General features: G+C 36.1%; 23 protein-coding genes. 10 read left to right on the top strand and 13 right to left on the bottom strand.

Translation table 11 applies throughout. From position 1 onward, the window contains the following. Positions 1–113: 113 nt before the first annotated feature. Together RHO14_09885 and frdD are read left to right on the top strand one after the other, a co-directional pair. A complete protein-coding gene (locus RHO14_09885) occupies positions 114–542 on the top strand; it encodes a hypothetical protein (protein ID WVD70661.1) in 429 nt (142 codons plus the stop codon). 9 nt (positions 543–551) lie between these two features. After that, positions 552–905: a fumarate reductase subunit FrdD gene (frdD, locus tag RHO14_09880; protein ID WVD70660.1), complete on the top strand. Its 354-nt coding sequence runs from the start codon at positions 552–554 to the stop codon at positions 903–905. A gap of 206 nt (positions 906–1,111) precedes the next feature. On the opposite strand, the gene manA is transcribed toward frdD, so the two are convergent. The 7 genes from manA to RHO14_09845 form a co-directional block, all read right to left on the bottom strand. Next, positions 1,112–2,302, bottom strand: a complete 1,191-nt coding sequence (gene manA / locus RHO14_09875) for a mannose-6-phosphate isomerase, class I (GenBank protein ID WVD70659.1) — start codon at positions 2,300–2,302, stop codon at positions 1,112–1,114. A 46-nt stretch (positions 2,303–2,348) separates the two neighbouring features. Next, positions 2,349–2,723, bottom strand: coding sequence for a DUF956 family protein (locus RHO14_09870; GenBank protein ID WVD70658.1), 375 nt, complete (start codon positions 2,721–2,723; stop codon positions 2,349–2,351). A gap of 278 nt (positions 2,724–3,001) precedes the next feature. Continuing rightward, on the bottom strand, positions 3,002–3,913 hold the full coding sequence (locus RHO14_09865; GenBank protein ID WVD70657.1) for a PTS system mannose/fructose/sorbose family transporter subunit IID: 912 nt from the start codon (positions 3,911–3,913) through the stop codon (positions 3,002–3,004). A 16-nt stretch (positions 3,914–3,929) separates the two neighbouring features. After that, positions 3,930–4,730 carry a PTS mannose/fructose/sorbose transporter subunit IIC gene (locus RHO14_09860; protein ID WVD70656.1) on the bottom strand — a complete coding sequence of 267 codons (801 nt, stop codon included), beginning with the start codon at positions 4,728–4,730 and terminating at the stop codon, positions 3,930–3,932. A 23-nt stretch (positions 4,731–4,753) separates the two neighbouring features. Then, positions 4,754–5,737 carry a PTS sugar transporter subunit IIB gene (locus RHO14_09855; GenBank protein WVD70655.1) on the bottom strand — a complete coding sequence of 328 codons (984 nt, stop codon included), beginning with the start codon at positions 5,735–5,737 and terminating at the stop codon, positions 4,754–4,756. A 356-nt stretch (positions 5,738–6,093) separates the two neighbouring features. Continuing rightward, entirely contained in the window at positions 6,094–7,317 is a 1,224-nt protein-coding gene (locus RHO14_09850; GenBank protein ID WVD70654.1) for an MFS transporter, read from the bottom strand. Between the two features lie 17 nt (positions 7,318–7,334). Next, positions 7,335–8,162, bottom strand: coding sequence for an MBL fold metallo-hydrolase (locus RHO14_09845; GenBank protein ID WVD70653.1), 828 nt, complete (start codon positions 8,160–8,162; stop codon positions 7,335–7,337). A gap of 408 nt (positions 8,163–8,570) precedes the next feature. On the opposite strand from RHO14_09845, the gene RHO14_09840 reads away from it, so the two are divergent. The 5 genes from RHO14_09840 to RHO14_09820 all read left to right on the top strand — a co-directional run bounded on the left by RHO14_09840 (position 8,571) and on the right by RHO14_09820 (position 14,607). Beyond that, positions 8,571–10,214 carry a DUF2813 domain-containing protein gene (locus RHO14_09840; protein ID WVD70652.1) on the top strand — a complete coding sequence of 548 codons (1,644 nt, stop codon included), beginning with the start codon at positions 8,571–8,573 and terminating at the stop codon, positions 10,212–10,214. 133 nt (positions 10,215–10,347) lie between these two features. Further along, on the top strand, positions 10,348–11,976 hold the full coding sequence (gene pyrG, locus RHO14_09835; protein WVD70651.1) for a CTP synthase (glutamine hydrolyzing): 1,629 nt from the start codon (positions 10,348–10,350) through the stop codon (positions 11,974–11,976). 49 nt (positions 11,977–12,025) lie between these two features. Next, positions 12,026–13,327, top strand: a complete 1,302-nt coding sequence (gene eno, locus RHO14_09830; GenBank protein ID WVD70650.1) for a phosphopyruvate hydratase — start codon at positions 12,026–12,028, stop codon at positions 13,325–13,327. Positions 13,328–13,580: 253 nt separating this feature from the next. Next, on the top strand, positions 13,581–14,213 hold the full coding sequence (locus tag RHO14_09825; GenBank protein ID WVD70649.1) for a glutathione S-transferase N-terminal domain-containing protein: 633 nt from the start codon (positions 13,581–13,583) through the stop codon (positions 14,211–14,213). A 7-nt stretch (positions 14,214–14,220) separates the two neighbouring features. Continuing rightward, positions 14,221–14,607, top strand: a complete 387-nt coding sequence (locus tag RHO14_09820; GenBank protein ID WVD70648.1) for a ClpXP protease specificity-enhancing factor — start codon at positions 14,221–14,223, stop codon at positions 14,605–14,607. Positions 14,608–14,703: 96 nt separating this feature from the next. Here the strand turns inward: RHO14_09820 and RHO14_09815 are convergent, their stop codons facing one another. Beyond that, the gene (locus RHO14_09815; GenBank protein ID WVD70647.1) at positions 14,704–16,662 is read right to left on the bottom strand and encodes an exoribonuclease II; all 1,959 of its coding nucleotides are present in this window, start codon (positions 16,660–16,662) and stop codon (positions 14,704–14,706) included. Positions 16,663–16,834: 172 nt separating this feature from the next. Between RHO14_09815 and RHO14_09810 the strand changes: the two genes are divergently transcribed. Beyond that, on the top strand, positions 16,835–17,578 hold the full coding sequence (locus RHO14_09810) for an alpha/beta fold hydrolase (protein ID WVD70646.1): 744 nt from the start codon (positions 16,835–16,837) through the stop codon (positions 17,576–17,578). Positions 17,579–17,637: 59 nt separating this feature from the next. Here the strand turns inward: RHO14_09810 and RHO14_09805 are convergent, their stop codons facing one another. After that, positions 17,638–17,955 (bottom strand): MGMT family protein, encoded by a 318-nt coding sequence (locus tag RHO14_09805; protein ID WVD70645.1) that lies wholly within the window; start codon positions 17,953–17,955, stop codon positions 17,638–17,640. 70 nt (positions 17,956–18,025) lie between these two features. Beyond that, complete coding sequence (locus tag RHO14_09800) at positions 18,026–20,059, bottom strand: oligopeptide transporter, OPT family (GenBank protein ID WVD70644.1); 2,034 nt, start codon at positions 20,057–20,059, stop codon at positions 18,026–18,028. 152 nt (positions 20,060–20,211) lie between these two features. On the opposite strand from RHO14_09800, the gene mazG reads away from it, so the two are divergent. Both mazG and RHO14_09790 read left to right on the top strand, forming a co-directional pair. Further along, positions 20,212–20,982 carry a nucleoside triphosphate pyrophosphohydrolase gene (gene mazG / locus RHO14_09795; GenBank protein WVD70643.1) on the top strand — a complete coding sequence of 257 codons (771 nt, stop codon included), beginning with the start codon at positions 20,212–20,214 and terminating at the stop codon, positions 20,980–20,982. Between the two features lie 26 nt (positions 20,983–21,008). Further along, positions 21,009–21,449: a hypothetical protein gene (locus tag RHO14_09790; protein ID WVD70642.1), complete on the top strand. Its 441-nt coding sequence runs from the start codon at positions 21,009–21,011 to the stop codon at positions 21,447–21,449. A 282-nt stretch (positions 21,450–21,731) separates the two neighbouring features. Here the strand turns inward: RHO14_09790 and rdgB are convergent, their stop codons facing one another. From rdgB to dsbB, 3 genes are read right to left on the bottom strand one after another with little or no spacing between them, the layout of a single operon-like run. Continuing rightward, the gene (rdgB, locus tag RHO14_09785) at positions 21,732–22,334 is read right to left on the bottom strand and encodes an RdgB/HAM1 family non-canonical purine NTP pyrophosphatase (protein WVD70641.1); all 603 of its coding nucleotides are present in this window, start codon (positions 22,332–22,334) and stop codon (positions 21,732–21,734) included. A gap of 35 nt (positions 22,335–22,369) precedes the next feature. Next, positions 22,370–23,029 carry a bifunctional tRNA pseudouridine(32) synthase/23S rRNA pseudouridine(746) synthase RluA gene (gene rluA, locus RHO14_09780; GenBank protein ID WVD72508.1) on the bottom strand — a complete coding sequence of 220 codons (660 nt, stop codon included), beginning with the start codon at positions 23,027–23,029 and terminating at the stop codon, positions 22,370–22,372. A 46-nt stretch (positions 23,030–23,075) separates the two neighbouring features. Further along, a complete protein-coding gene (gene dsbB, locus RHO14_09775; protein WVD70640.1) occupies positions 23,076–23,627 on the bottom strand; it encodes a disulfide bond formation protein DsbB in 552 nt (183 codons plus the stop codon). Between the last annotated feature and the right edge of the window lie 102 nt (positions 23,628–23,729).

Here is a 23,729-nt window from a genome sequence, read left to right as displayed (position 1 = left end):
CCAGTGATGCGTTATAATCTAGCTAGCCGGTAGTGGCACCGAGCAGCCAGAACTGATCTAGACAATGGTATTTGGTGATGTACATGAGTAGTTTTTAATAGATGAGTAATTAAATGAAGATAAATCAATCCGATAAATCATATCGTAAGCCGAATTTGACTGATATGCCAAATAATTGCTGGCTAAGATCACGTTATTATTTATGTTATATTGCACGTGCATCAACATCATTTTTTATGTTATGGATTAGTATTGTGCTTATGTATGGCGTTATTTGCGCCCATACAAATGAAATGGGACGAGATGAATTTTATCGTTTTATTTTCTTTCTACAACATCCCGTCGTAATTGTTCTTAATGTACTTGCGTTGATGGCGGCATTACGCCATTCAATTATATGGTTTAATATTGTGCCAAAAGCTACCAATACCCGGTTATCAGGAAAAAAATTGCCGGCACTATTGATTACTAGTGGATTGTGGTTACTGACCATTGTTGTATCAACGGCATTATTATTGCTTGTTTTTGGTTATTTTAAATAGAGGCTGAAAGTGGAAAACAAACAAAAACAACTAAAGCGGTCAAATGAGCGTTTATTTTTGGGATTATTTAACGTTGGTGGAATGTGGGCTGCAATTTTTGCACCAGCTATTATCATTATTACTGCTTTTATTATTCCTTTTGGTGACGCTGCAACGCGAAGTTATATTTTAAAATTGATGACAATGTTTACGGGTAAATTATTCTTATTTTTTATGATTAGTTTACCTATTTGGTATGGCTTACATCGTATTTTACATATGTTACATGATTTTAATATTCACCCTAGGCGAGGCAAATTATTAACCTATGGATTAGCTTTAGCTTGGACAATCCATACTGCTTATATCTTATTTGTACGTTAATAAAACCGATTTTTTCTAAGCTATTTTCTTGTTTATTTGTGTATTTTAGCGTTTAAATAATTTGCTAATATTTCAGTTTTTTGAAACTAAAAAAATGACAATCTTGTCATTTTTTTGTCATTTTAAACCCATCTAATAGGTGTTAGTATGAGTTGATTTTATTTTTCATCATTATTATTACTTTCCCAGCTTCGGCTGGTTTTTTTTTATTTATTAAACGCCCTTGCAAGTTTACCTAAGCCTTGATAGGTAAATGAACCCGCACAATAAGCAATAAATACCGATTCACCTGCTTTTATCGTAAAACGCTCTGTCACTGTCGATAGTGTTATTTCGCCTTCAATACAAAAAATAATTTCAGCGCTCTGTGTTTTTTCAGTTTGTAACTGCTCATTACTATTAAGAATTTCAAAAGCAAAATCATTAATTGGTACAGGGAAGTCAATCTTATTATTTTGAATAACTGGTGGCGTGCGTAATTGCTCGATAGCAATACTATGAAAGATGGTATTATCAAGTAATTCATTTATATCAATATATTTTGATGTTAGGCCTGCTCGTAATACATTGTCTGAACTTGCCATAATTTCAAGTCCAGTACCTTTTAAGTAAGCATGTGGTGTTTGCGCTTTTAAGAACATTGCTTCGCCGGGTTGTAGTTCAATAACATTTAAAATTAATGCTGAAAATAGGCCAATATCATCGGGGAAACTTTTTGCTATCTCTTTAATAATATTAAAAGGGAGGTGATTTAGGGATTCAATTTTTGACTTAAATTCTAATAGTGCTTGTTTTTTTCTAGTGCTATCAAGTGTTAGTAAATCGGCAAAGAACGTTCTTAAACCATCATCTGTTTGGTTATTTGTTAATGCATTTACCTCTGGTTTTATCGTTTTTATATCAAGTGAGGTAAATAGCGATATAATTTCAGTTATAGGCCGAAAACCATTCATTGCCCAATAAGGCGTTAAAGCATAGACTAGCTCAGGTTTATGGTTAGGATCTTTATAATTTCGTTTAGGTGAATCAAGCGCAATGCCAAGTTGATTCTCTTTCTCATAACCTTGCTTTGCTTTGGATAGTTCAGGGTGAACTTGAATAGATAAAGGCTCTTGTGCCGATAATACTTTAAATAAATAAGGGAGAGTGTGGTACGCGTTATTGGTTTTTTCACCAAGAATTTGAACTGGATTTTTTGCGATAAGTTGATCTAATTTTATCTGCTTTCCTTGTGCGTCAATCGCGGTTGATATACCTGATGGATGAACACCCATCCAGATCTCTGCTTGAGGCTTATTATTTGTATTGGCAATATTAAATAATTCAAATAGTGCTGTTTTAGTACCCCAATCATAATCTTTTATAACGTTAGCTAATTTCCACATCGTGTTATTCATATTATTTCCTTATTCATAATTATTAAAAAGTTAGAATAAATTTCAGCTATGCCTTAGGCTTTTTTCTTCTGAAAGCGCGCTTAATCACATCAAAAAAACCAAGCGATTTTACCATTTTTTTGCCGTCAATATAGACTCTAATTGCGCGTAACACTTTTTTGGGTTCTTTCGATGCAAAAGTAAATGTGCCGTTACGTTTGGTTTGAATTGAATAACGAGGGATCCATCTACCGTTAAATAATACCGAGGCTATAACATAATCGACTTCATCCCATGGAATTTGAATATATTTACGATGATCTTGTGTATGATAAAATTCAAATGCTTTATCACCAATCATAATTTCACCATATTCAGATAGTCCCATAAAGGCTGTACCTTTGATAGTTAGATCAATTTTTGTATTTAATGATTGCACCATAACTAACGATTCTCTCTTTTATGTATTACTTTTAAGTATATACTCGTGACCAATGAAGATGCTCGAAAATAGCGCTGAAAATCAGAAACTGTGGGTTCTCAGGACTCCGTTTAAAACGGAAGTGAGACACGAAGCCTCTAATCACGCTGCTTTATAACAACGCTAAAGTTAAAACTAAAAAATCAAGCTTCTTGATTTCACTTGGATATATCAATAACGTACTTTATTTGAAATAATAAAGCCTAGATAAACTAGGCTTTGTGCAACAATCTCAATTGTTATAATAGACCGATTAAGTGCCCAGCAATACCGACAACAAATAAGCCAATAATAATCGCAATTGGTGATACTTTTTTACGTAGTAACCACATACAAAAGAAAGTCAATAATAACGGAACTAGGCCCGGAATAAGCTGATCTAAGTTATTTTGTAGTGAGGTGATTTTTTCTTGCGTTAAAGATAATCCACTTTGTGCTTGGATTAACGCTTGTTTTATTCCTTCACTTCCAAGCGGTAATGAACTCCAGTCAATAAAGGCGCCTTTATCTAAATTTACCGTTGATACGATGGGTTTGAAATTAATCGATACCCACCTTTGTACCAAAGCTGCAAGCACAAACATACCTAGAATAGATGCACCTTTAGTAATTTTTTGTAGCAACCCACCCGATAAATTATCGGTAATTTTAGAACCTGTACGGTAGCCAAATTCTTGGGTATACCACATAAAGCTCCAACGAATAATATTCCATAATACAAAGAATAAGATTGGCCCCATAATATTACCACTTATTGCAAGTGATGCTCCGAGTGCACCAAGCATTGGTCTTACTGTGAACCAAAATACTGGATCGCCAACACCGGCAAGTGGGCCCATCATACCGACTTTTACCCCTTGAATTGCAACATCATCTACTGGTGCACCATTAGCACGTTCTTCTTCTAGTGCTAAGGTTACACCTAGTACAGGTGAGGCTATGTAAGGATGGGTATTAAAAAACTCTAAGTGGCGCTTTAACGCTGCTGCGCGATCTTCTTGAGTTTGATATAATTTTTTGATAGCTGGGATCATTGAATAGACCCAACCCCCATTTTGCATTCGTTCATAGTTCCAAGAACCTTGTAGAAAGGTTGAACGCCAAGCGACAGATAGACGATCTTTTTTAGTTAATTGAATTCTCTTTTCCATTTTATTTTCCCTGTCCTTAGTAATCGTTTAAAATATCATCAAGTGAATCACCAGTATTGCTGCCACCAGATGAGTTACCACGTTCAGAAAGATTTAAATAAATTAAGGCAAGTGCGATACCTAAAGCACCAAGTGCAATAAGTGTTAGCTGTGAAATTGCAGCAACGACAAAACCAATGATAAAAAATGGCCATACTTCTTTATTCGCCATCATATTAATAACCATTGCATAACCAACTGCAACAACCATACCACCGCCGATAGCCATGCCCGTTGTTAACCATTCAGGCATTGCGTTTAATGCACTTTGTACAACGTTTGCAGGGATAAAGATTAATGCTGTGGCTGGAATAGCAATACGTAATCCTTGCATGCAAATAGCAAGTATTTGTAATACTTCGATCTGTTTAATATTGCCTTTTTCAGCAGCTGAATCCATCATATGTACAATTGGTACTGCAAGCGTACGCACTATCATCGTTAAGAATAATCCAGCGACCGCAAGTGGGATCGCAACAGCAATTGCAGTTGGTACACCCGCTATGCCTTGACCGCCTAAAACAAGGATAATTGCCGAAGCAACAGATGCAAGGGCTGCATCGGGTGCGACTGCTGCGCCTATATTTGCCCAGCCAAGTGCTATCATCTGTAACGTTCCGCCAAGTACAACACCCGCTTCAAGGTTGCCAGTAACTAAGCCAATTAGAGAACAAGCAACTAGGGGTTGATGAAATTGGAATTGATCCAAAATGCCTTCCATACCCGCAAGAAAAGCAACAAATATGACCAATACAATTGATAAAATAGATAAGTCCATGATAAAACCTCTTTAATTTAATACTAATTTTTTTGTTCGGCTAATTCTTCTTTCGCTTTTTTCAAAAGCTCATCCATATTGCTACTTGAATCATTAGGAACTTTACGAACGTTAAATTTCACGTTCTTTTGTTTTAGCTGTTCAAATACCGCAACATCATCTGCATTCATCGATAATACTTTATTTACCATAACTTTACCGACGGAATGAGCCATTGAACCGACATTTAGATCATTAATTTCAACGCCGCCCTCTATTGCTCGTAATACATCTTGTGGGTTTTCAAATAACAATAAAGCTTTGGTATTGCCAAAACGGGGATCTTTAGATACTTCAATGATTTTGCTGATTGGTACAACATTTGCTTTAACTCCCGGAGGGGCCGCTTGCTCAATCAGTTTTTTACGTAATTCATCTTTTGCAACTGAGTCTGAAACAACAATAATGCGAGTAGGGCTCGTTGCTTGTGTCCAAGCTGTTGCAACTTGACCATGAAGTAAACGAGAATCAACTCTAGCAAGTACGATTTTAAGTTTACCATCACCTAGCACAGTGCCAGGGGCGATAGCTTTTTCTACGGGTGCCGCTTTGTTTTTACTTTTAACATCGGCGGTTGATACATTGCTTTTAATTCCCTCTTGAGCCGGCTCAATAATTGCAGTTGCAATTTCTTTAGCTGATTCCATCGATAATCTTGATGCATAGGCTTCAATTAGCATCGGTAGATTAAGGCCAGATACGATAACCCATTTATCTTCATGACCATCACATAGGCCATTTGCTTGATTAAATGGTGTTCCACCCCATAAATCGACTAAAAATAGAATTTCTTCACTGTTATCGAAAGACGCAATGGCTTCTTTCATTCGATCTTTTAAACTTTCAGGACTATCACTTGGGTGCAAAGTAACGGCTTTAACGTTTTCTTGCTCACCAAAAATCATCGATCCTGATTGTAGAATACCTTCGGCAAAGTCACCGTGACTTGCCAGGATAATTCCTACCATCTTTTACCTCCTGCTTTATACTTTAATGGCTATAGTATAAAAAATTTTCAATTATATCAAAGAGAAAACTAAACTATGACATAGTTTATGTCACATACAAAATATCTTTTGCTGGTGACGATTAAGTTTTCGATTATTTAAACTTAAAATAACACTTATGTATGTCTTATTACCTAAAATAGTTAATGACTAAGAAAACTATTTCGTTGTAATGATGATACGAACTAAAACACTTGTTTTGAACAATAAAAATTAAAAAATATAGCTAAACTTAATAACAAAGGCCACCTGATATAATACGCTGTTAATCAGATGGCCCATTTTAGTGATAAAAATTACATATAATTGCTTGTAACTTATACTTTTTCTTTTGGCTTCATAATGACATCTTTATCATTAAAGAAGATCCAAAAACCAATAGTTACAACCGCTGCAACGACTGCTGGATAAATCCAAAACTCTTGCCATTGAGTTGATGCTTGTGGTAGGGCTTTTTCTGTTACGACGCGGTTATTAATAAAACCACACACCGAGGCTGCCATAAATACACCAAAGCCGTTAGACACAATAAAACGTAAACCCTGTGCTTGTGCTTTTATTTCTGGTTTGGCTTTTTTATCAACGTAAATGTCGCCAGCGGTAAAGAAGAAATCCCAACATAAACCTTGCAGTAATAGGGCGCCAATAATATACAATAAATAATCGTCAGAAACGGCTGCATGCGATAGCATTAAGCTACGAATAATCCAACTAATTGAGCCGAATAAAATAACCTTTTTAAAACCAAAGCGACCCAATAAGAAAGATAAAAATACCATAAATATGACTTCAGTTGCTGTCGCAATTTGCATCATTGAGGCGGGATCTAAACTTAGGACGGGTAAATAAACGGGTAAGAAAGCACTATAGGCTGTTTTTGCTATCATCAAAATAAATGTTGAAAACATAAAAATAGAAAAATATTTATCTTTAAATAAAGATAAAGCATCTAAACATAATATTTCACGCAGAGAGATTTTTTTATTTTTAGCAAGCGGAGGGGTGCTTGGAAGTGTGAAACAATATAAACCGTAAAGTACAGATGCGCCCGCAGCAAGTAAGAAAGAATTTGTTGACTTCGAAATATCAAGAAATGTACTACCCATGGTAAAACCAACAACCATAAAGCCAATTGTGCCAAAAACGCGAACGATTGGGAACCATCTGACACCATCGATATGCCTAAAACTGACGCTATTTGCCAGCGCAGTGGTTGGGTAAAATAGCAGACCAACAACAAACATCATCGCTAAAAAACCGATTTCATTATGGCTTTGAATAAAACTTGGTATTAAAAATAATACGATCGCATTTAGTAAATGTAAAACCCCCATCACTTTTTGCGAAGAAAAAAAACGGTCAGCAATCATACCAATAAACAGCGGTGAGATGATTGTTGCAACACCTAAAATAGAATAAGTTGAGCCGACAATTTCTTTTAAACCATAAGCAGCAAGTACAGCGCCAATTACCATATTCCATGCACCTTGCACAAAATATTGTAAAAACATCATCACGAGCAAACGAGGTAGCTTAAACATAGATAATTCCTTAACGATTAGATTGTTTTAATTAAGCCGTCATAGGCAACTTCAATATTATAGGGTTTAAATATATCGATTAGTTCATCATGCATAAAACCACTGCTGTGAGAATGATGTGAAGTTAATAATTGCGTTTTATCATGAAATATTCCATCATTAATCATACGTTTTTGACATGATAATACGGTTTCAATACTCATATGATTATTGGTTCTATCATTTTGCTTATAGCCATAAGAACATTCAAAAATAGCAAGATCAATTTTTTTACCGCTATTTTTTAACCATTGCCAAGTTAGTTCTGGAAAATACCCAGAATCGTGGCCATATAACATGGTTTTACCGTCTTTTTCAATTAAGTAAATATAACAAAATTCCCATCTAGCATGATTTGACAGTAAAGGCGTAACTTGATAGCCACTCGATGATGTTACTGTTTGAAATGGAATGGCTAAATTAAATACAAAGCGCTCTTTACTATAACCCGGTAAAACAGCCAAACAACCATTAATGGCAATATCGTTACCGTAAATATAAAGCGGATGAGTAATGTTAAATCCATAATCCACCATACGGCTAAATAGATCGCCAACATTGAAATGGTCAGGATGAGTATGAGTGAACAGTAGATCTTTGATTTTTGTAACATCGACGTTTTCACGCATGACCTGATAACTAAATTCAGGTGCAAAATCGATTTGCATAACATCATCAATTAACAGCGCACTACGCGTTCTTATGTTTTTACCTTTTAATACTCGAGCTTTTTCACAAATCTCACACTTACAAAATGGATTAGGAATACCTTCTGACGCTGCGGTTCCAAGAAATTGGAGTTTCACATTATTCTCCCGAATTATTTATTCTTATCAATGATAAAATTGAAGCGGATTATAGGTTGGTTAATTTTAAATTGGAACGTTTCAATTTTGCTGGCAAGAATAATATAAATTAGCTGAAATGAAAAATAAATTTTTATATTTCGTGAGCATGATCAACAAAGGCATATCGATAAAATACCTTGTGGGCTTTTTAGCAAAGGCTTTGGTACTTTATTTGTAAATCTAATTTCTTTACACTAAAATAGCATGTTACAACAAAAAAATAACGAAAATAGTTATATTTACTCAGTTTATCCATTCTATAAAATGCGCGACTGGCATTTTTATCAACTAAAATTGAACTTTATTTGTACAAGTTAAGCCAATTGAGTATATTAACTATCAAATATGATTACTCAAGGTTTTTATATGTATTTAGTCCAAGTAGATATTCAAGGATATAAAGGAATTAACCATTTAGTACTCAACTTAAATAAAGATAATAATATATTAATTGGTGAGAACCGTTGGGGACGTTCAAGTTTAATTAGTGCTTTAATGTTATTATCGTTAGATAATTTATTTTATCAATTTAGTGAAAGTGATTTTTTTTGCGATGAACATCATCAGCTTGATAGCGCAAATATCCGCTTCACATTTAGTGAAAACAGAGAAAATGAACTAAAACTTGAATACTACTTTCCATTAAATACTGTTTGTTATCAAGATCCTAATTTAATGAAAAAAGTGATTTGTTATCAAATCAAAGCCAAACAGCAAAATAATGAAATCACGACTGAACACTATTTTACCGATGCTGATGGCGATAGAATTGAGATTAACAATAACGAGCAGTTGATTAAGTTGCTTATTATGCTTAACCCGATGATGAGTTTAAAAAATCCAGTTAATGGAAATACTCTCCCTATCGATAATCAGCCCTTATCAAGTTACTATATTGAACAACTATCATCACAACTTACCAAACATTCTCAGCAGTTTTCACCGCAAGACTTAGCGCAAGGATTAGTTGCCGTTAGGGCACTTATCGAATATTACTTAGTCGATAAAAACGAGCGTTATCATTATAAAAATATCGCTAAAAAAGCAACCCCAACTAATGATGAGTGGAATTCTTTAGAACGTATTAATGATTTGCTCGATGAGTTAGATAACGATTATATTCGAGTTATTTTAATGGGCGTATTTAGTGCCATCATTATTGCTAAAGGCAATAACCAGCTATTACCTCACGCCGTTCCGCTACTGATTTTAGAAGAGCCAGAAAGCCAATTACACCCTATTATTTTATCAATTGGATTTCGATTATTTAAAAATTTCCCAACACAAAAAATTATCACAACTAATTCAAGTGATTTAGTCTCATTATTTTCACTAGAACATATCTATCATTTAATTCGTGGGCCATTAGGCATTATCGCTATGCACATTGGCGAAAAGGGGATGAGTGTTGCCGATAAAAGGCGCATTTTGTTTCATATTTTATATCGGCGAGCATCGGCAATTTTTGCCAGATGTTGGTTATTAGTAGAAGGTGAAACGGAGGTTTGGTTACTGCGTGAACTTGCTGAGCAAAGTGGTTTCCATCTTGGCTCAGAAGGCATTGAGTTAATTGAGTTTGCTCAGTGCGGATTAAAACCCTTAATTAATTATGCCAACAACATGGGAATTAAATGGTATGTTATAACTGATGGCGATATGGCTGGTAAAAAATATAGTGATACGGTTCAGTCACTTTGCCCGAAAGGGTGTGATGTCAATCATTTTTTGACCGTTTTACCTGCGCGCGATATTGAAAACTTTTTATTTAAGCATGGATTTAGTCATGTTTATAAACTAGCAGGTTTTGGTTCTACGGCTCATATCGATTTACCGATTAATCGAATTATTCATAAAGCGATACAACGAAGTTCTAAGCCAGATTTAGCTATTGCGGTGTGTGATGATGCTAAAAAACGTGGGGCAGATGCAATCCCTAGCTTATTAAAACAGACGTTTTATAATGCGTTAAAGTTGGCAAAAGCATCAAATCAAAACATTTTACCAACGTAAATTATTCATTGTGACATAGATCGGATTCTGCTAGACTAGTATCCCGTCTGATTAACAGTAATATTGTATTTATTGTAGTCAAAATTGTTCTACTTTAAAGATAATATTCATCAAAAAAAATGGTCTTAATTTAATGGTCACGAATTATATTTTTGTTACAGGCGGCGTTGTTTCTTCTTTAGGTAAGGGGATCGCTGCAGCATCATTGGCGGCAATTCTTGAAGCACGAGGTCTAAAAGTGACCATGCTCAAGCTTGACCCTTATATCAATGTCGATCCAGGGACGATGAGTCCAATCCAGCATGGTGAAGTATTTGTCACGGAAGATGGCGCTGAAACTGATCTTGATCTCGGTCATTATGAACGATTTATTCGTACAAAAATGACGCGAAGAAATAATTTTACCACAGGTAGAATTTACTCTGATGTATTACGTAAAGAGCGTCGTGGTGATTATTTAGGGGCAACTGTACAAGTTATTCCGCATATTACTAATGCAATTAAAGAGCGCGTTGTTGAAGGCGCAAAAGGTTTTGACGTTGCAATCGTTGAAGTTGGTGGCACGGTTGGCGATATTGAGTCTCTGCCGTTTTTAGAAGCAATTAGGCAACTTGCAGTTGATGTTGGGCGTGAACATACGCTATTTATGCATTTAACCTTAGTTCCTTATTTAGCCTCATCAGGTGAAGTGAAAACTAAACCCACACAGCACTCAGTAAAAGAACTTTTATCAATTGGTATTCAACCTGATATTTTAATTTGCCGTTCAGATAGAACAGTACCAGCGAATGAACGTGCAAAAATAGCCCTATTTTGTAATGTACCGGATAAAGCCGTAATTTCATTAAAAGATGTGGATTCTATTTACAAAATTCCTTCTTTATTAAAATCACAAGGCTTAGATAGTTACGTTTGTAACCGCTTCCATTTAGCATGCCCAGAAGCTGATTTATCGCAGTGGGAACAAGTTATTTATGAAGAAGCAAACCCAGTAGGCGAAGTGACTATTGGAATGGTTGGTAAATATATTGAATTACCTGATGCTTATAAATCAGTCAATGAAGCACTAAAACATGGCGGCTTAAAAAATCGTTTAACCGTACATATTCGTTATATTGATTCAGAAGATCTTGAGTCAAAAGGAACCGATATGTTAAAAGGGTTAGATGGGATCTTAATTCCTGGTGGTTTTGGTTATCGCGGCGTTGAAGGTAAAATTATTGCGGCTCGTTATGCAAGAGAACATAAAATTCCTTATTTAGGTATTTGCCTTGGTTTACAAGTTGCATTAATTGAATTTGCGCGTAATGTTGCTGGGATCAAAGATGCTAACTCAACTGAATTTGTTAAAGATACGGCAAGTCCAGTTGTTGCGCTAATTACTGAATGGAGCGATGAATCAGGTGAAGTTGTGCAGCGTAATGAAAATAGTGATCTTGGTGGCACAATGCGACTTGGTGCGCAAGTATGCCATTTAGAGCCAAATTCTTTAGTACATAACATGTATAATAAAGATTCGATTGTTGAACGTCATCGTCATCGTTATGAAGTGAATAATAACTTATTACCTGCTATTGTTAATGCAGGACTTAAGGTGACAGGACTGTCTACTGATAGAAAGCTTGTTGAAATTATTGAAAACCCAGATCATCCATGGTTTGTTGCATGTCAATTCCATCCTGAATTTACATCAACTCCGCGTGATGGTCATCCGTTATTTAGTAGTTTTGTTCGTGCCGCAAGCGAGTATCAGCAGCGCTAAATTTTTTATTTTAATATTGTTTTTAATATGTCATATAGAGGAAAAGAAAATGGCAAAGATCGTTAAAGTTCATGGTCGTGAAGTTATCGATTCACGTGGTAATCCAACAGTTGAAGCTGAAGTTCATTTAGAAGGTGGTTTCGTTGGTCTTGCAATTGTCCCATCAGGTGCATCAACAGGTTCTCGTGAAGCATTAGAACTTCGTGATGGCGACAAATCTCGTTTCTTAGGTAAAGGTGTATTAAAAGCTGTTGCTAATGTTAATGGTCCAATTGCTGAAGCGCTAATTGGTAAAGATGCGTTAGACCAAGCTGCGATTGACCAAGTTATGTTAGATTTAGATGGAACTGATTTTAAATCAAACCTAGGTGCAAACTCAATTCTTGCAGTATCGCTAGCGAATGCTAAAGCAGCAGCAGCGGCGAAAGGTGTTCCTTTATTTGCTCATATCGCTGATTTAAACGGCACTCCAGGTAAATATTCAATGCCACTTCCAATGATGAACATCATCAACGGTGGTGAACATGCCGATAATAATATCGATTTACAAGAGTTTATGATCCAACCTGTTGGTGCTAAAAGTGTTCGTGAAGCGATTCGTATCGGTTCTGAAGTATTCCATACTCTAGCAAAAGTATTACATGCTAAAGGTATGAATACAGCAGTAGGTGATGAAGGTGGTTTTGCGCCTAACTTAGCGTCAAATGCTGATGCATTAGCTTGTATCAAAGAAGCAGTTGAAAAAGCAGGTTACGTATTAGGTAAAGATATCACTTTAGCGATGGACTGCGCAGCATCTGAGTTTTACAACAAAGAAACTGGCAAATATGTATTAAAAGGTGAAGGCGGTAAAGAGTTTACTTCTGAAGAGTTCACTCATTATTTAGAAGGTTTAACAGCTGATTATCCGATCGTATCTATTGAAGATGGTTTAGATGAAAGCGATTGGGATGGCTGGGCTTACCAAACTAAAGCATTAGGTCATAAAATCCAATTAGTGGGTGATGATCTATTTGTAACTAATACTAAGATCTTCAAAGAAGGTATTGATAAAGGTATTGCTAACTCAATTCTAGTTAAAGTTAACCAAATCGGTACATTAACAGAGTCTATTGCTGCAGTTAAAATGGCAAAAGATGCAGGTTATACAGCAGTAATTTCACATCGTAGTGGTGAATCTGAAGATTCAACTATTGCTGATTTAGCTGTTGGTTTAGCGGCAGGCCAAATCAAAACTGGTTCTATGAGCCGTTCTGACCGTATTGCTAAATACAACCAATTAATTCGTATTGAAGAAGCATTAGGTAACAAAGCCCCATTTCATGGCTTAAAAGAAGTTAAAGGTCAATAATCGTTATTTGACTCTTAACCATAAACCCTCATTGACACTCAATGAGGGTTTTTTATTCACTAAAAATTCCTCTAAAAATTCCCTTATTAATTTCTACTTTTCTGATTTTTAATAATTAATTGACATTATTAATGACTTTTGTTTATTTTTATAATAAATAAACACAAAGAAAACGTATTTTTTTTACAAATCTTATTCTCAATTTGCTAAAATAGACCAACTTAGTATAAAAATCTATAAATTTGGAGTTATCATGGCAGTAGCTGTTAATAAACGTTCTGTAATGACTTTATTTTGTGACACAACAGACATCTATGGTCATCAGATACGTTTTGTTTTAGCGGAAAAAGGCGTGACCGCCGAGATCGAGTTTGTTCAGGCAAATAATTTGCCACAAGAGTTATTAGATCTAAATCCTTATGGCTCAATCCCGACACTTATTGATCGTGATTTAACCCTATATGAACCGCATATTGCTTTAGAGTATCTTGATGAGCGTTTCCCACATCCCCCTTTAATGCCAGTATATCCAATTGCTAGAGCTAATTCTCGTTTAGCGATGTATCGTATGCGAAAAGAGTGGTATAGCGCATATCATACTATTATGAATGCACCTAAGTCTGAAGAAGCTAAAGAAGCAAGAAAAACGCTACAAGATGATTTAACAGCCGTTTCAATTATGTTTAAAGAAAAACCTTTCTTTATGAGTGATGATTTCACATTATGTGATTGCTATTTTGCCCCATTACTATGGCGTTTGCCTCTGCTTGATATTACGCTACCTAAAACGGCGGAAAAGCATTATCTTGGTTATATGAGCCGTGTTTTTGAACGCCCAGGCTTTCTTGAGCTATTAACTGATGACGAAAAGAAAATGAGAGCATAATTTTATTATGGATATGTCGACAATGACGGCTCGTCGTCCCTATTTATTTAGGGCGATGTATGATTGGATTTTAGATAATGAACTAACACCATATGTTGTTGTTAATACAACGGTATATGGCGTTTTAGTACCAACTGAATATATTCAAGATAACCAAATTGTACTCAATATTGCACCCCAGTCAGTGGGGCAATACTTGATTAACAATGAACAACTTGAATTTAATGCAAGATTTGGTGGTAATCCTCATCATATTGTTGTGCCGATGGCTGCAATTGAAGCGATCTACGCACGTGAAAATGGTGCAGGACTTGGATTTGAAGCAGAAGCACAATATGAAAACCACGCTGAAGAACCCAAAAAACCGACTAATCCGTTTAAAGTAATAAAATAGTCACTATCAATTAGAGTTACAGACTCTTACAATCACAATCAAATTGGCACAATAATGTGCCATTGATTGCTGCCTAACTGAAAAATTATTGTTTGATTAATGCGTTATTTTACCAATAATCGTTAAATTCTCAGCTTTAATTTCATTAATTGTGACGGCTATCGTATCGAGTAACTGATATTTTAGCTCATCTTTAATTTTTATTTGGCCATCTTCGGGTAATAGTGTTAACTCCGTGCGAACAGCATGAATTAATGATGCAGGAATAAAGACAACGGCGCCATTATCGGTCAAACGCGCTTTTATCCCACCACGATTAAGGTTAATAATTTGAGCCTCAAACGATTGACCTATTTTATCAGACAAAAACTGACAATATAATTTATTATTAACTTCACGCTCGGCAAGCTTAATGGCTTTACGTCGTTCATTCATTATTGATAAAATCTGTTCATCAGGCTTTGTATGGGTTTGCTTCGTTAGCATTGCCTTAATTAAGCGGTGATTAAATAAATCACCATATTTTCGAATAGGTGATGTCCAAGTTGCGTAAGCATCAAACCCTAAGGCAAAGTGCGCGTTTGGCTCGATTGAAAAATCGGTTTGAGACTGAAAACGCCTAAGGCGATACTCAAGTAATTCATTATTTTCAATTAAGTGGCGCAAGTCTTTATATCCATCAAAAGAAGAGAGTCTCTCTTTATCAAAGCCTTCGATTTTATTTTCTGCCAATAACTTAATTACCGAGTCATAGTACTTAGAATCAAAGCCTAAATGGATATTAAAAATACCAAATCCTAAGTTCGTTTTTAACTGATGGCTAAAAACTTGATTGGCAACAACCATTGCCTCTTCAACCATTTTATGTGCAGTTTGTTTGAGTTCTTTATTAACCGCAATGAGTTGTTTGTTATCATCAAAAATAAAGCGATATTCATGATTATTCTTAAATAGTAAAGCATGGTCATTACGCCAATTGGTTCGGCTATTTGCAAGTTCAGACAACCAATGTAACTGTTGTGAAAGCTGACCATCATTGCTTAAAAGAGGCTCATTATTATCAATAAAATCTGAAACATCATCATAACTGAGTTTAGCTTTAGATATAATCCAGGCTAACTGAAATTGCACTGAATCATAAACAATATCGCCTTGTTGGCTGATAGTCACTTTACAAATTAACGCGGGCCTTTTTTGATTCTCTTTTAGGGAACAAAGTTCATTGGCAAATGAGGTTGGTAGCATCGGCACAGTAAAGCCCGGCAAATAAGTAGAAAAGCTACGTTGACAAGCTATATTATCTAATTTGCTATCTTCATCTATGTAGCAACTCGGATCTGCAATCGCAACGGTTAAATGGTAATTGCCTTGCTCATCTTTATCGATTGATAACGCATCATCCATATCATGTGTATCTTTACCATCAATGGTAAAAAAGAAAGTATTAGTCAAATCAAGGCGGCTTAAATGAGTATCATCTTGTAAGTTAGCATCAATATCTGCTGGGGCTAATGAATCAAGATTATACCTAGCAAGCGCTAAAAGCCAGATCAAATCAATCGCATGATGCTCGCTAATAAAGTGTGTAATTTCAGCAAAGAAAGGATTATTGTCCTTAAGCGGATGCGAGGTTAATCGTGCTTTTACCCAATCGCCGTCTTTAAGCTGCTGTTTAACATCATGGCTTACTTTACACTTAATCGAAAGCTTTGCTGCATTTTCAGGGGTAATTTCCATTATTTGATTATTAAAATGCACCTGCCCTAAAAAAATTTCGAATGCAGATTCAAGTAATGTTTCTGGCTCAAAAGCCGTTTTATCACCATTTTGTACTAAAATTCCCGAAACTTTGTCACCTTCTATCACTTTTTTCATTTTATTGGCTGCAATAAAATAGCTTTTTTTATTATCGGTTTCTAAAAAACCATAGCCTTTTTCATGTGCTTTAACAACGCCCTCTGCGCGAGGTGTTTGTGAATGAAATTTTTGCTTAAGTTGTGCAAGTAATGGATTATCTTGTAGCATAATATTATCAGAAGTAGGGGTGATTGGCATAATTGTAGCAGAATTTGCACTAGCTATCTGCTAATATTTGCAGATCATCCTTAACAATAAATAATATTGGCAATTGGTAAATAAATACATTAATCAGCTAAAGAGAACATATCAATAAACATCAAAATTCGTTATATTGGTCATTAATAAAGATTAAACTCGATTTGGCTAAATGGAACTTCACTATAAAATGGCTGGCAATGGTCAACCAATCATCTTTTTACATGGCTTATTTGGTAGTTTAGATAATTTAGCAGGCCTTGCGCGCGAATTTGCAAATAACTATCAAACAATCCAAATTGATTTACGTAACCATGGTTTATCACCATGGTCGGACGCACATAATTATCAATTAATGGCTGATGATATTTCAAAATTAATTAATCAACTTGGGTTAAACGATGTTATTTTAATTGGTCATTCAATGGGCGGTAAAGTTGCGATGCAATTGACCGAGTGTGTAGCGCATTTAATTGCGCAAGTCATTATTTTAGATATCGCTCCGGTTAATTACTTGCACGACTCCCATACAAATGTATTTAACGCGATTAATGCCGGGCTCGAAGCAGAAGTAGAAAATAAGAACCAACTGCATACAATTATGGGCAAGTATTTAGATGAGGCGACGATTCAGTTCTTATTAAAATCATATAAGTCTGATCATTGGTTATTTAATTTCAAAGCCATTACTGAGCACTACGCTGATATACGTGCTTGGCATGAAATCTCACCTTACCGGCAACCCATCTTATTTATTAAAGGTGCACAATCAAATTATATTATCGATGATTATTATGGAGATATTTTAACTCAGTTCCCTTATGCAACTATCGAAATAGTCGACGGGGCGGGGCACAATGTTCATTATGATAAACCAAAGCAGGTTATTGCTTTAATCAAAAATTGGCTGGATTAAAATAGACGCAATTGCGTCTATTTATGTAGATAAGCGGCAATAAAAATAGGTAAGTAAGTTTAGTTATACCAACCATATTTTCGTAAATCAATTTTATCCTTTTGATTAAATTCAATTCCTTCGGATATTAATTTAAGTTTATATTTTAAATACGAATCACCCGTCACAGATAAACGACCTTGACCATTAATAATACGGTGGCAAGGTAATTTACTGCCTTTGGGAAGATGACGAAGAACAAAACAGACTTGACGAATATAGGTAGGCATTCCAGCCATCTTTGCAATTTGACCATAGGTAATGACTTTACCTATAGGTATAGCTGCAATAATTGCATACACTTGATTTGCGAAGGTTTGTCTATCGTCTTGAGTCATATTTTTAACGTCAATTGATTTATTTTACATCGATACTCTCATCAATTGATGAAAGTATCGATGGGTCATATTATTTTTTTAGGGCTGATAACGCGCGGCGCACAAACGCTACACAAATAACAACAAATACCAGTAGGCCAAGTAACTGCTGCACAAGATCTAAATCACCGCCAAATAGACTACCAAGCCAAGGCGCTAACGACATAGGTGCATCACTCCCACCACTTGAAACGCTAATGACAATAACGACTGCCATAATTACACCAACTAGGCTTTCACCAACAATTAAACCCGATGCGATCAGTGCTGCTTTACGATCAACGCGGCGATAGTTTTCACTGTCTGGTGAATGACCATTAGACTTAGTTACGCGTCGACGAATAAACCATGAAATAAGGGCGCCAATAAAAATTGGGGTAGTAATAACAGGTGGTAAGTAAATTCCCATACCAACAGCAAGCGCTGGTAAACGGAACTTACAATTATTTTTGCCAAGTACTAAGTCAATAATAATAATGACAGCGCCAAGTGCTAGGCCAATTATTATCATCGTCCATTCCATTTTATCGGCAAAAATACCTTTAGCAATCGTGGTCATTAACGTTGCTTGTGGGGCTGCTAATACTTGCGATGGATCCATATCGGCCCTAGGCATTGCGCCAGTAAAGCCATACGCGTTATATAAAATATCTAATACCGGCGCAATAACAACAGCACCAACCACGCAGCCCACTAATAATGCAACTTGCTGACGCCATGGGGTTGCTTTGACTAAATAACCGGTTTTTAAATCCTGTAAATTATCATTTGAAATTGTAGCGATAGCAAGTATTGCACTCGTTGTAAATAACGCTAGTGCCGTGGCAAAATTTGAACCCTCAACCGTATCTAACAAGCCGTTTGCTTTACCTAATGCCAATAGCAGCAGTGAAATGACGGTAACGGCAACAATACCAATACCTGATATCGGGCTTGCCGAAGAACCAACTAAACCTGCCATATAACCACAAGCAGCGGCAACTAAAAAGCCGATAATGAAGGCAAACAGTACCGAGCAAAAAACTAAAGACCAAGCAACACCTGTCGATACGCCGCTATCAGACACAAAAGAGTAAAAAGTACCTAATAAAATAACTAACATTGCCACCATAATCATTACAATTGTTTTAGGTGATAAATCTTGTTCTGTGCGCGGCACTTTAGTATTACTATTTTCGGACTTGAATGAACCAAATGATATTTTTAAACCTTCAATCACGGGTTTAATTAATGTTAATAATGTCCACATCGCTGCAATTGCAAGGGTACCTGCGCCAATAAAGCGCACATCATGTGCCCAAATGCCCATTGCTGTTTGTGCTAAAGAGGCATTTGGATCGTAATCCATGGTTGAACTTAAAATAGGAATGGCAAAGCCCCAAGCGATAATATTACCAATTAGAATTGAAATACCAGAAATAATACCGACTAAATAACCAGCACTAAGTAATGCCAATGAAAAACCAAGTGGAATTTGGAAAATAGATTTACCTTGTGTAAACCAATACGCAGTGCCATCGCTGATGACACGAAATCCATTAGTCAAGATGCTCACACATGAAGCAATAACGCCGCCAAAGATAATATCTTTTAAACCATCGTGATTTGCTTTTGATTCTTGTGTGTCATCGGATTCACAGCCTGCTTTTAAAATTTCCGCAGCCGCAACGCCTTCAGGATAAGGCAGTGAGCTTCTAACCACCATAACTTGACGAAGTGGGATAGAAAATAACACACCTAACATCCCTCCCGATGCACAAACTGCAAGGGTTAACCAAAATGGAAAACTTTGCCAGTAACCAATCATCAATAAACCCGGTAATACAAAAATAATTGATGATAATGTGCCGGCAGCTGAAGCTTGGGTTTGCACCATATTATTTTCAAGAATGGTCGTACCTGAAAAGAAACGTAAAACAGCCATCGAAATAACGGCGGCGGGGATGGCCGATGAAAAAGTTAAACCAACTTTTAAGCCCAAATAAACATTAGATGCGGTAAAAATAACAGTAATAAAAGCCCCTAAAATAATTCCTCTAAGGGTAAGTTCGCGTAAATTATCCATAATTAAATATTCAATATCAGTGAGTCATCGAGTCAGTATACTATAAAACTGATGGACAGAAAAATAATTGAATTAATCTTGGCTAAATGTGCTGAAATATAAAATTATGCGTATAATGGCGATATACGATCAAAATTAAGCGAGGAAATGTTTTGCAATCAATCGAACAATTGCTAACGGTGGTAAAGCAGCTACGTGATCCGCTGACTGGCTGCGAATGGGATCGAGTGCAAACCTTTGATTCAATTAAAGGTAATACACTTGAAGAAAGCTATGAAGTATTACAGGCTATCGAACAAAAAAATTTTCCTGAATTGAAAACAGAATTAGGTGATCTACTATTTCAAATTCTTTTATATGCGCAGATGGCTGAAGAACAGCAGCATTTTAGTTTTGACGATATCTGCAATACCCTCAAACAAAAATTAATTAGCCGTCATCCCCACATCTTTGGTGAACAAAAAACAGCTAAAATTAATTGGGAAGTATTGAAACAAAAAGAGCGCGATCAGAAACAACAATATTCTATTTTAGATGATATTCCTCAAGCCTTGCCAGCTTTAATGCGTGCTGAAAAAATCCAAAAACGCTGCGCATCAGTTGGCTTTGATTGGCAAACTTTACCGCCAGTTATTGATAAAGTTAAAGAAGAAATTGATGAAGTTTTAGCTGAAATTAATTGTGATAAACAAGTTACTGAAAAAATCGAAGAAGAAGTTGGTGATCTATTATTTTCCGTTGTTAATCTAACACGCCATTTAGGTTTTAACGCAGAACTAACGTTAAATAAAGCGAGCCAAAAATTTGAGCGGCGCTTTCGGCAAGTAGAAAACATTATCAGCAAGCAAGGTCATAAGTTAAACGAAGTAACGCTTGATGAGATGGAGCAAGCTTGGCAACAAGTAAAACGCAATGAACCATAAATAATGAGTACAAGGACATAACGATTATGGCAACAGATAAAAATGAGCTTTACGAAGAAGTTCAAGCATGGGCTCAAAATGCAATTTTTAATAGTCCAACTTGGAGTATTAATCAACTGGATTATAGCGAAAAAAGTATCAGCGTTGTTGAAATGGTACTTAGCGAAATGGCTGAACAAAGCTTAATGTTATCTGAAGAGCAAATTGCAATGACCACCCAAGAATATGGCTGCTACTTGTTATTAACAGCCTACAAACTTTATGGTGGAACATTTTTTTGGAACAGTGAATATGAGCAGCCAATGCTGATTGTGGGTGAACCTGATGCCTGTATTGTGCTATTGACATGGAATAAAGTTAAGGGCCGTTTAATTGGTGATAAAGCTGATCATATTGCCTACTTCATTGAGCAATTTGCCAATGATGCACAAAATCCTGAACTAGGTAAACGGGTAATTTACTGCTAGACTCGCTCAAGCTAAGTACATAATATCAAAAAACTTACTTGGTCATAGATTAATCTGATGGCCGAACTTATCAAAGTCATCGAAATTATTAAGGTAAATAACGCGTTATATTCAAGTAAAATCAAGATACTTGATTTTTTAGTTTAAACTTTAGCGTTGTTATAAGCAGGGTGATTAGAGGCTTCGCCTCCGTTTTAAAAGGGTTCAGGACGACGTCCTGATATACCCCAGCTTCTGATTTCAGCGCTATTTTCGAGCATCGTCAATGGTCATAAATATATATTAATTATTTAAGTCAGTTTTGAGTTTATCTATCAACTGCTTTAATGCTTGACCGCGATGAGAAATTTGGCTTTTATGCTCTTTAGTTAGCTCAGCTGCGCTTGCGTTTAATTCCGGGATAAAAAATAACGGGTCATAGCCAAAGCCGCCTTCACCTTGCGCTTGTTCTAAAATCATACCACGCCATTTACCCAAGCAAACGATCGGCGTCGGATCGCTGGCACTACGCATATAAACTAAGGCGCAATAAAAGTAAGCTGTTCGTTTTTGTGGTGGAACATCTTGCAATGCGGCTAACAATTTTTGATTATTTTTTTGATCTGTCGCCCCTTCACCAAAATAACGGGCAGAATAGATCCCCGGTGCGCCGCCTAATGCATCAACTGCTAATCCAGAATCATCGGCAATCGATGGTGATCCCGTTAACTGTGCGCAGTGCCGCGCTTTAATAATCGCATTTTCAATAAATGTTAAACCTATTTCATCGGCATCAGCAATGTGATATTCACTTTGCGCTACAACATTAAAGCCTGCATCAGCAAGTAAGCTTTGTAGTTCTTTGACTTTACCTTGATTATTGGTGGCTAAAACACATTTTTTCATTAAATACTCCTATAAGATCGCAATAACGATAGCGATTAAAAATCAGGATCACAGCTAAACATCATACTTTCGCCCGATAAAGGGTGATTAATTGTTAACATTTGGGCATGCAGTAATAATCGACTTGCCATCGCAAACGCCTCGGGCCCAGCATAAAACTTATCACCCAAAATCGGATGGCCAATTGCTTGCATATGCACACGAAGTTGATGTGAACGGCCAGTATGAGGTAAAAGCTCTACATCGGTGGTGTTATTTTCATTACGTGATATAACGTTATAGTGGGTTAGCGCCTGTTTACCATTTTCATAGTCAACCATTTGCTTTGGTCTGTTTGGCCAATCACAAATTAGCGGAACATCAACCTTACCATGATCATGCGCTAGGTGACCAAAAACCCTAGCAATATAACGTTTTTTAGGAATGCGCTCGCGAAACTGTTTTTTTATTTCACGATCAGCAAGTTTAGATAACGCCGCAACCATAATACCGCTCGTTGCCATATCAAGGCGATGGACAGACTCAACATAACTGTATTTTTGCTGTAAGCGATGAATAATACTATCTTGATATTCAGGTTTATTGCCAGATACAGACAATAGACCTGATTGCTTGTTAACGACCACAATATGATTATCTTGGTATAAAATTGTTAACCATGGGTCAACAGGGGGATGGTATTCGAACAACATTATCTATCAACTTTTTACTAAAATTGTCGCCATTCTAGCAAAAATAAAATCAAAAATCGCGTTTATTTATTACCGTTACGGTGAACTGCTTATTTGGATAACATAAGTTCGCAAAAAGTACCAAAATACCAAGAACCATATAACAGCTAAAAATAATAACCATCCACTGCGACATCTCAATGGTTAAAAATGACCATAATTTATCAGCGCAAGAACCGTAAGCATTAAACACATTAGGAAACCAATGATTAAGTGGTAGCCAATTAGGGAATTGAACGTTAATTGAACAGCTATCGGTAAATGAGGGCGCAAATTGCAATCGCGCTTGTTGAAAAGCCAAATTAAATCCACAATACGCACTGTATAACCAAATAAAGATCCCAACCACCCTTGCAATAATATTTTTGGGCGAAAAAAGCGCGATTAAGCTGGCAAAAGCAATACCGAGGATCGCAACTCGCTGATAGATACATAATGTACAAGGTGGTAGGCCTTGATAATGTTGAAAAAATAAAGCGATTGATTCAAATACAATTGCTGATAACAACAGTAAAAACCACGCAGTGCGGTTTTTTGAATACTGGCTAAGTAATTTTAGCATACTGTTTTATTCCTTTATTTTCCTATATAATCGTTGCATTAACGGAACAAAATTAAATAAATTGCACCGAACGTGTAGTTGATTCTATCGCAAAGTAAATTT

Source organism: Orbaceae bacterium lpD04 (genome assembly GCA_036251935.1).
Taxonomy (GTDB): Bacteria; Pseudomonadota; Gammaproteobacteria; order Enterobacterales; family Orbaceae; genus Orbus; species Orbus wheelerorum.
Note: the sequence above shows the minus strand (reverse complement) of the source record. Positions and strands in the feature narration are given on the sequence as shown.

Excerpts from the sequence above, each read along its gene's own strand:
- RHO14_09885 (WVD70661.1), top strand. The coding sequence starts at position 114 with ATGAAGATAAATCAATCCGATAAATCATATCGTAAGCCGAATTTGACT.
- manA (WVD70659.1), bottom strand. The coding sequence starts at position 2,302 with ATGAATAACACGATGTGGAAATTAGCTAACGTTATAAAAGATTATGAT.
- RHO14_09870 (WVD70658.1), bottom strand. The coding sequence starts at position 2,723 with ATGGTGCAATCATTAAATACAAAAATTGATCTAACTATCAAAGGTACA.
- RHO14_09865 (WVD70657.1), bottom strand. The coding sequence starts at position 3,913 with ATGGAAAAGAGAATTCAATTAACTAAAAAAGATCGTCTATCTGTCGCT.
- RHO14_09860 (WVD70656.1), bottom strand. The coding sequence starts at position 4,730 with ATGGACTTATCTATTTTATCAATTGTATTGGTCATATTTGTTGCTTTT.
- RHO14_09855 (WVD70655.1), bottom strand. The coding sequence starts at position 5,737 with ATGGTAGGAATTATCCTGGCAAGTCACGGTGACTTTGCCGAAGGTATT.
- RHO14_09850 (WVD70654.1), bottom strand. The coding sequence starts at position 7,317 with ATGTTTAAGCTACCTCGTTTGCTCGTGATGATGTTTTTACAATATTTT.
- RHO14_09840 (WVD70652.1), top strand. The coding sequence starts at position 8,571 with ATGTATTTAGTCCAAGTAGATATTCAAGGATATAAAGGAATTAACCAT.
- pyrG (WVD70651.1), top strand. The coding sequence starts at position 10,348 with ATGGTCACGAATTATATTTTTGTTACAGGCGGCGTTGTTTCTTCTTTA.
- eno (WVD70650.1), top strand. The coding sequence starts at position 12,026 with ATGGCAAAGATCGTTAAAGTTCATGGTCGTGAAGTTATCGATTCACGT.
- RHO14_09825 (WVD70649.1), top strand. The coding sequence starts at position 13,581 with ATGGCAGTAGCTGTTAATAAACGTTCTGTAATGACTTTATTTTGTGAC.
- RHO14_09820 (WVD70648.1), top strand. The coding sequence starts at position 14,221 with ATGGATATGTCGACAATGACGGCTCGTCGTCCCTATTTATTTAGGGCG.
- RHO14_09815 (WVD70647.1), bottom strand. The coding sequence starts at position 16,662 with ATGCCAATCACCCCTACTTCTGATAATATTATGCTACAAGATAATCCA.
- RHO14_09810 (WVD70646.1), top strand. The coding sequence starts at position 16,835 with ATGGAACTTCACTATAAAATGGCTGGCAATGGTCAACCAATCATCTTT.
- RHO14_09805 (WVD70645.1), bottom strand. The coding sequence starts at position 17,955 with ATGACTCAAGACGATAGACAAACCTTCGCAAATCAAGTGTATGCAATT.
- RHO14_09800 (WVD70644.1), bottom strand. The coding sequence starts at position 20,059 with ATGGATAATTTACGCGAACTTACCCTTAGAGGAATTATTTTAGGGGCT.
- RHO14_09790 (WVD70642.1), top strand. The coding sequence starts at position 21,009 with ATGGCAACAGATAAAAATGAGCTTTACGAAGAAGTTCAAGCATGGGCT.
- rdgB (WVD70641.1), bottom strand. The coding sequence starts at position 22,334 with ATGAAAAAATGTGTTTTAGCCACCAATAATCAAGGTAAAGTCAAAGAA.
- dsbB (WVD70640.1), bottom strand. The coding sequence starts at position 23,627 with ATGCTAAAATTACTTAGCCAGTATTCAAAAAACCGCACTGCGTGGTTT.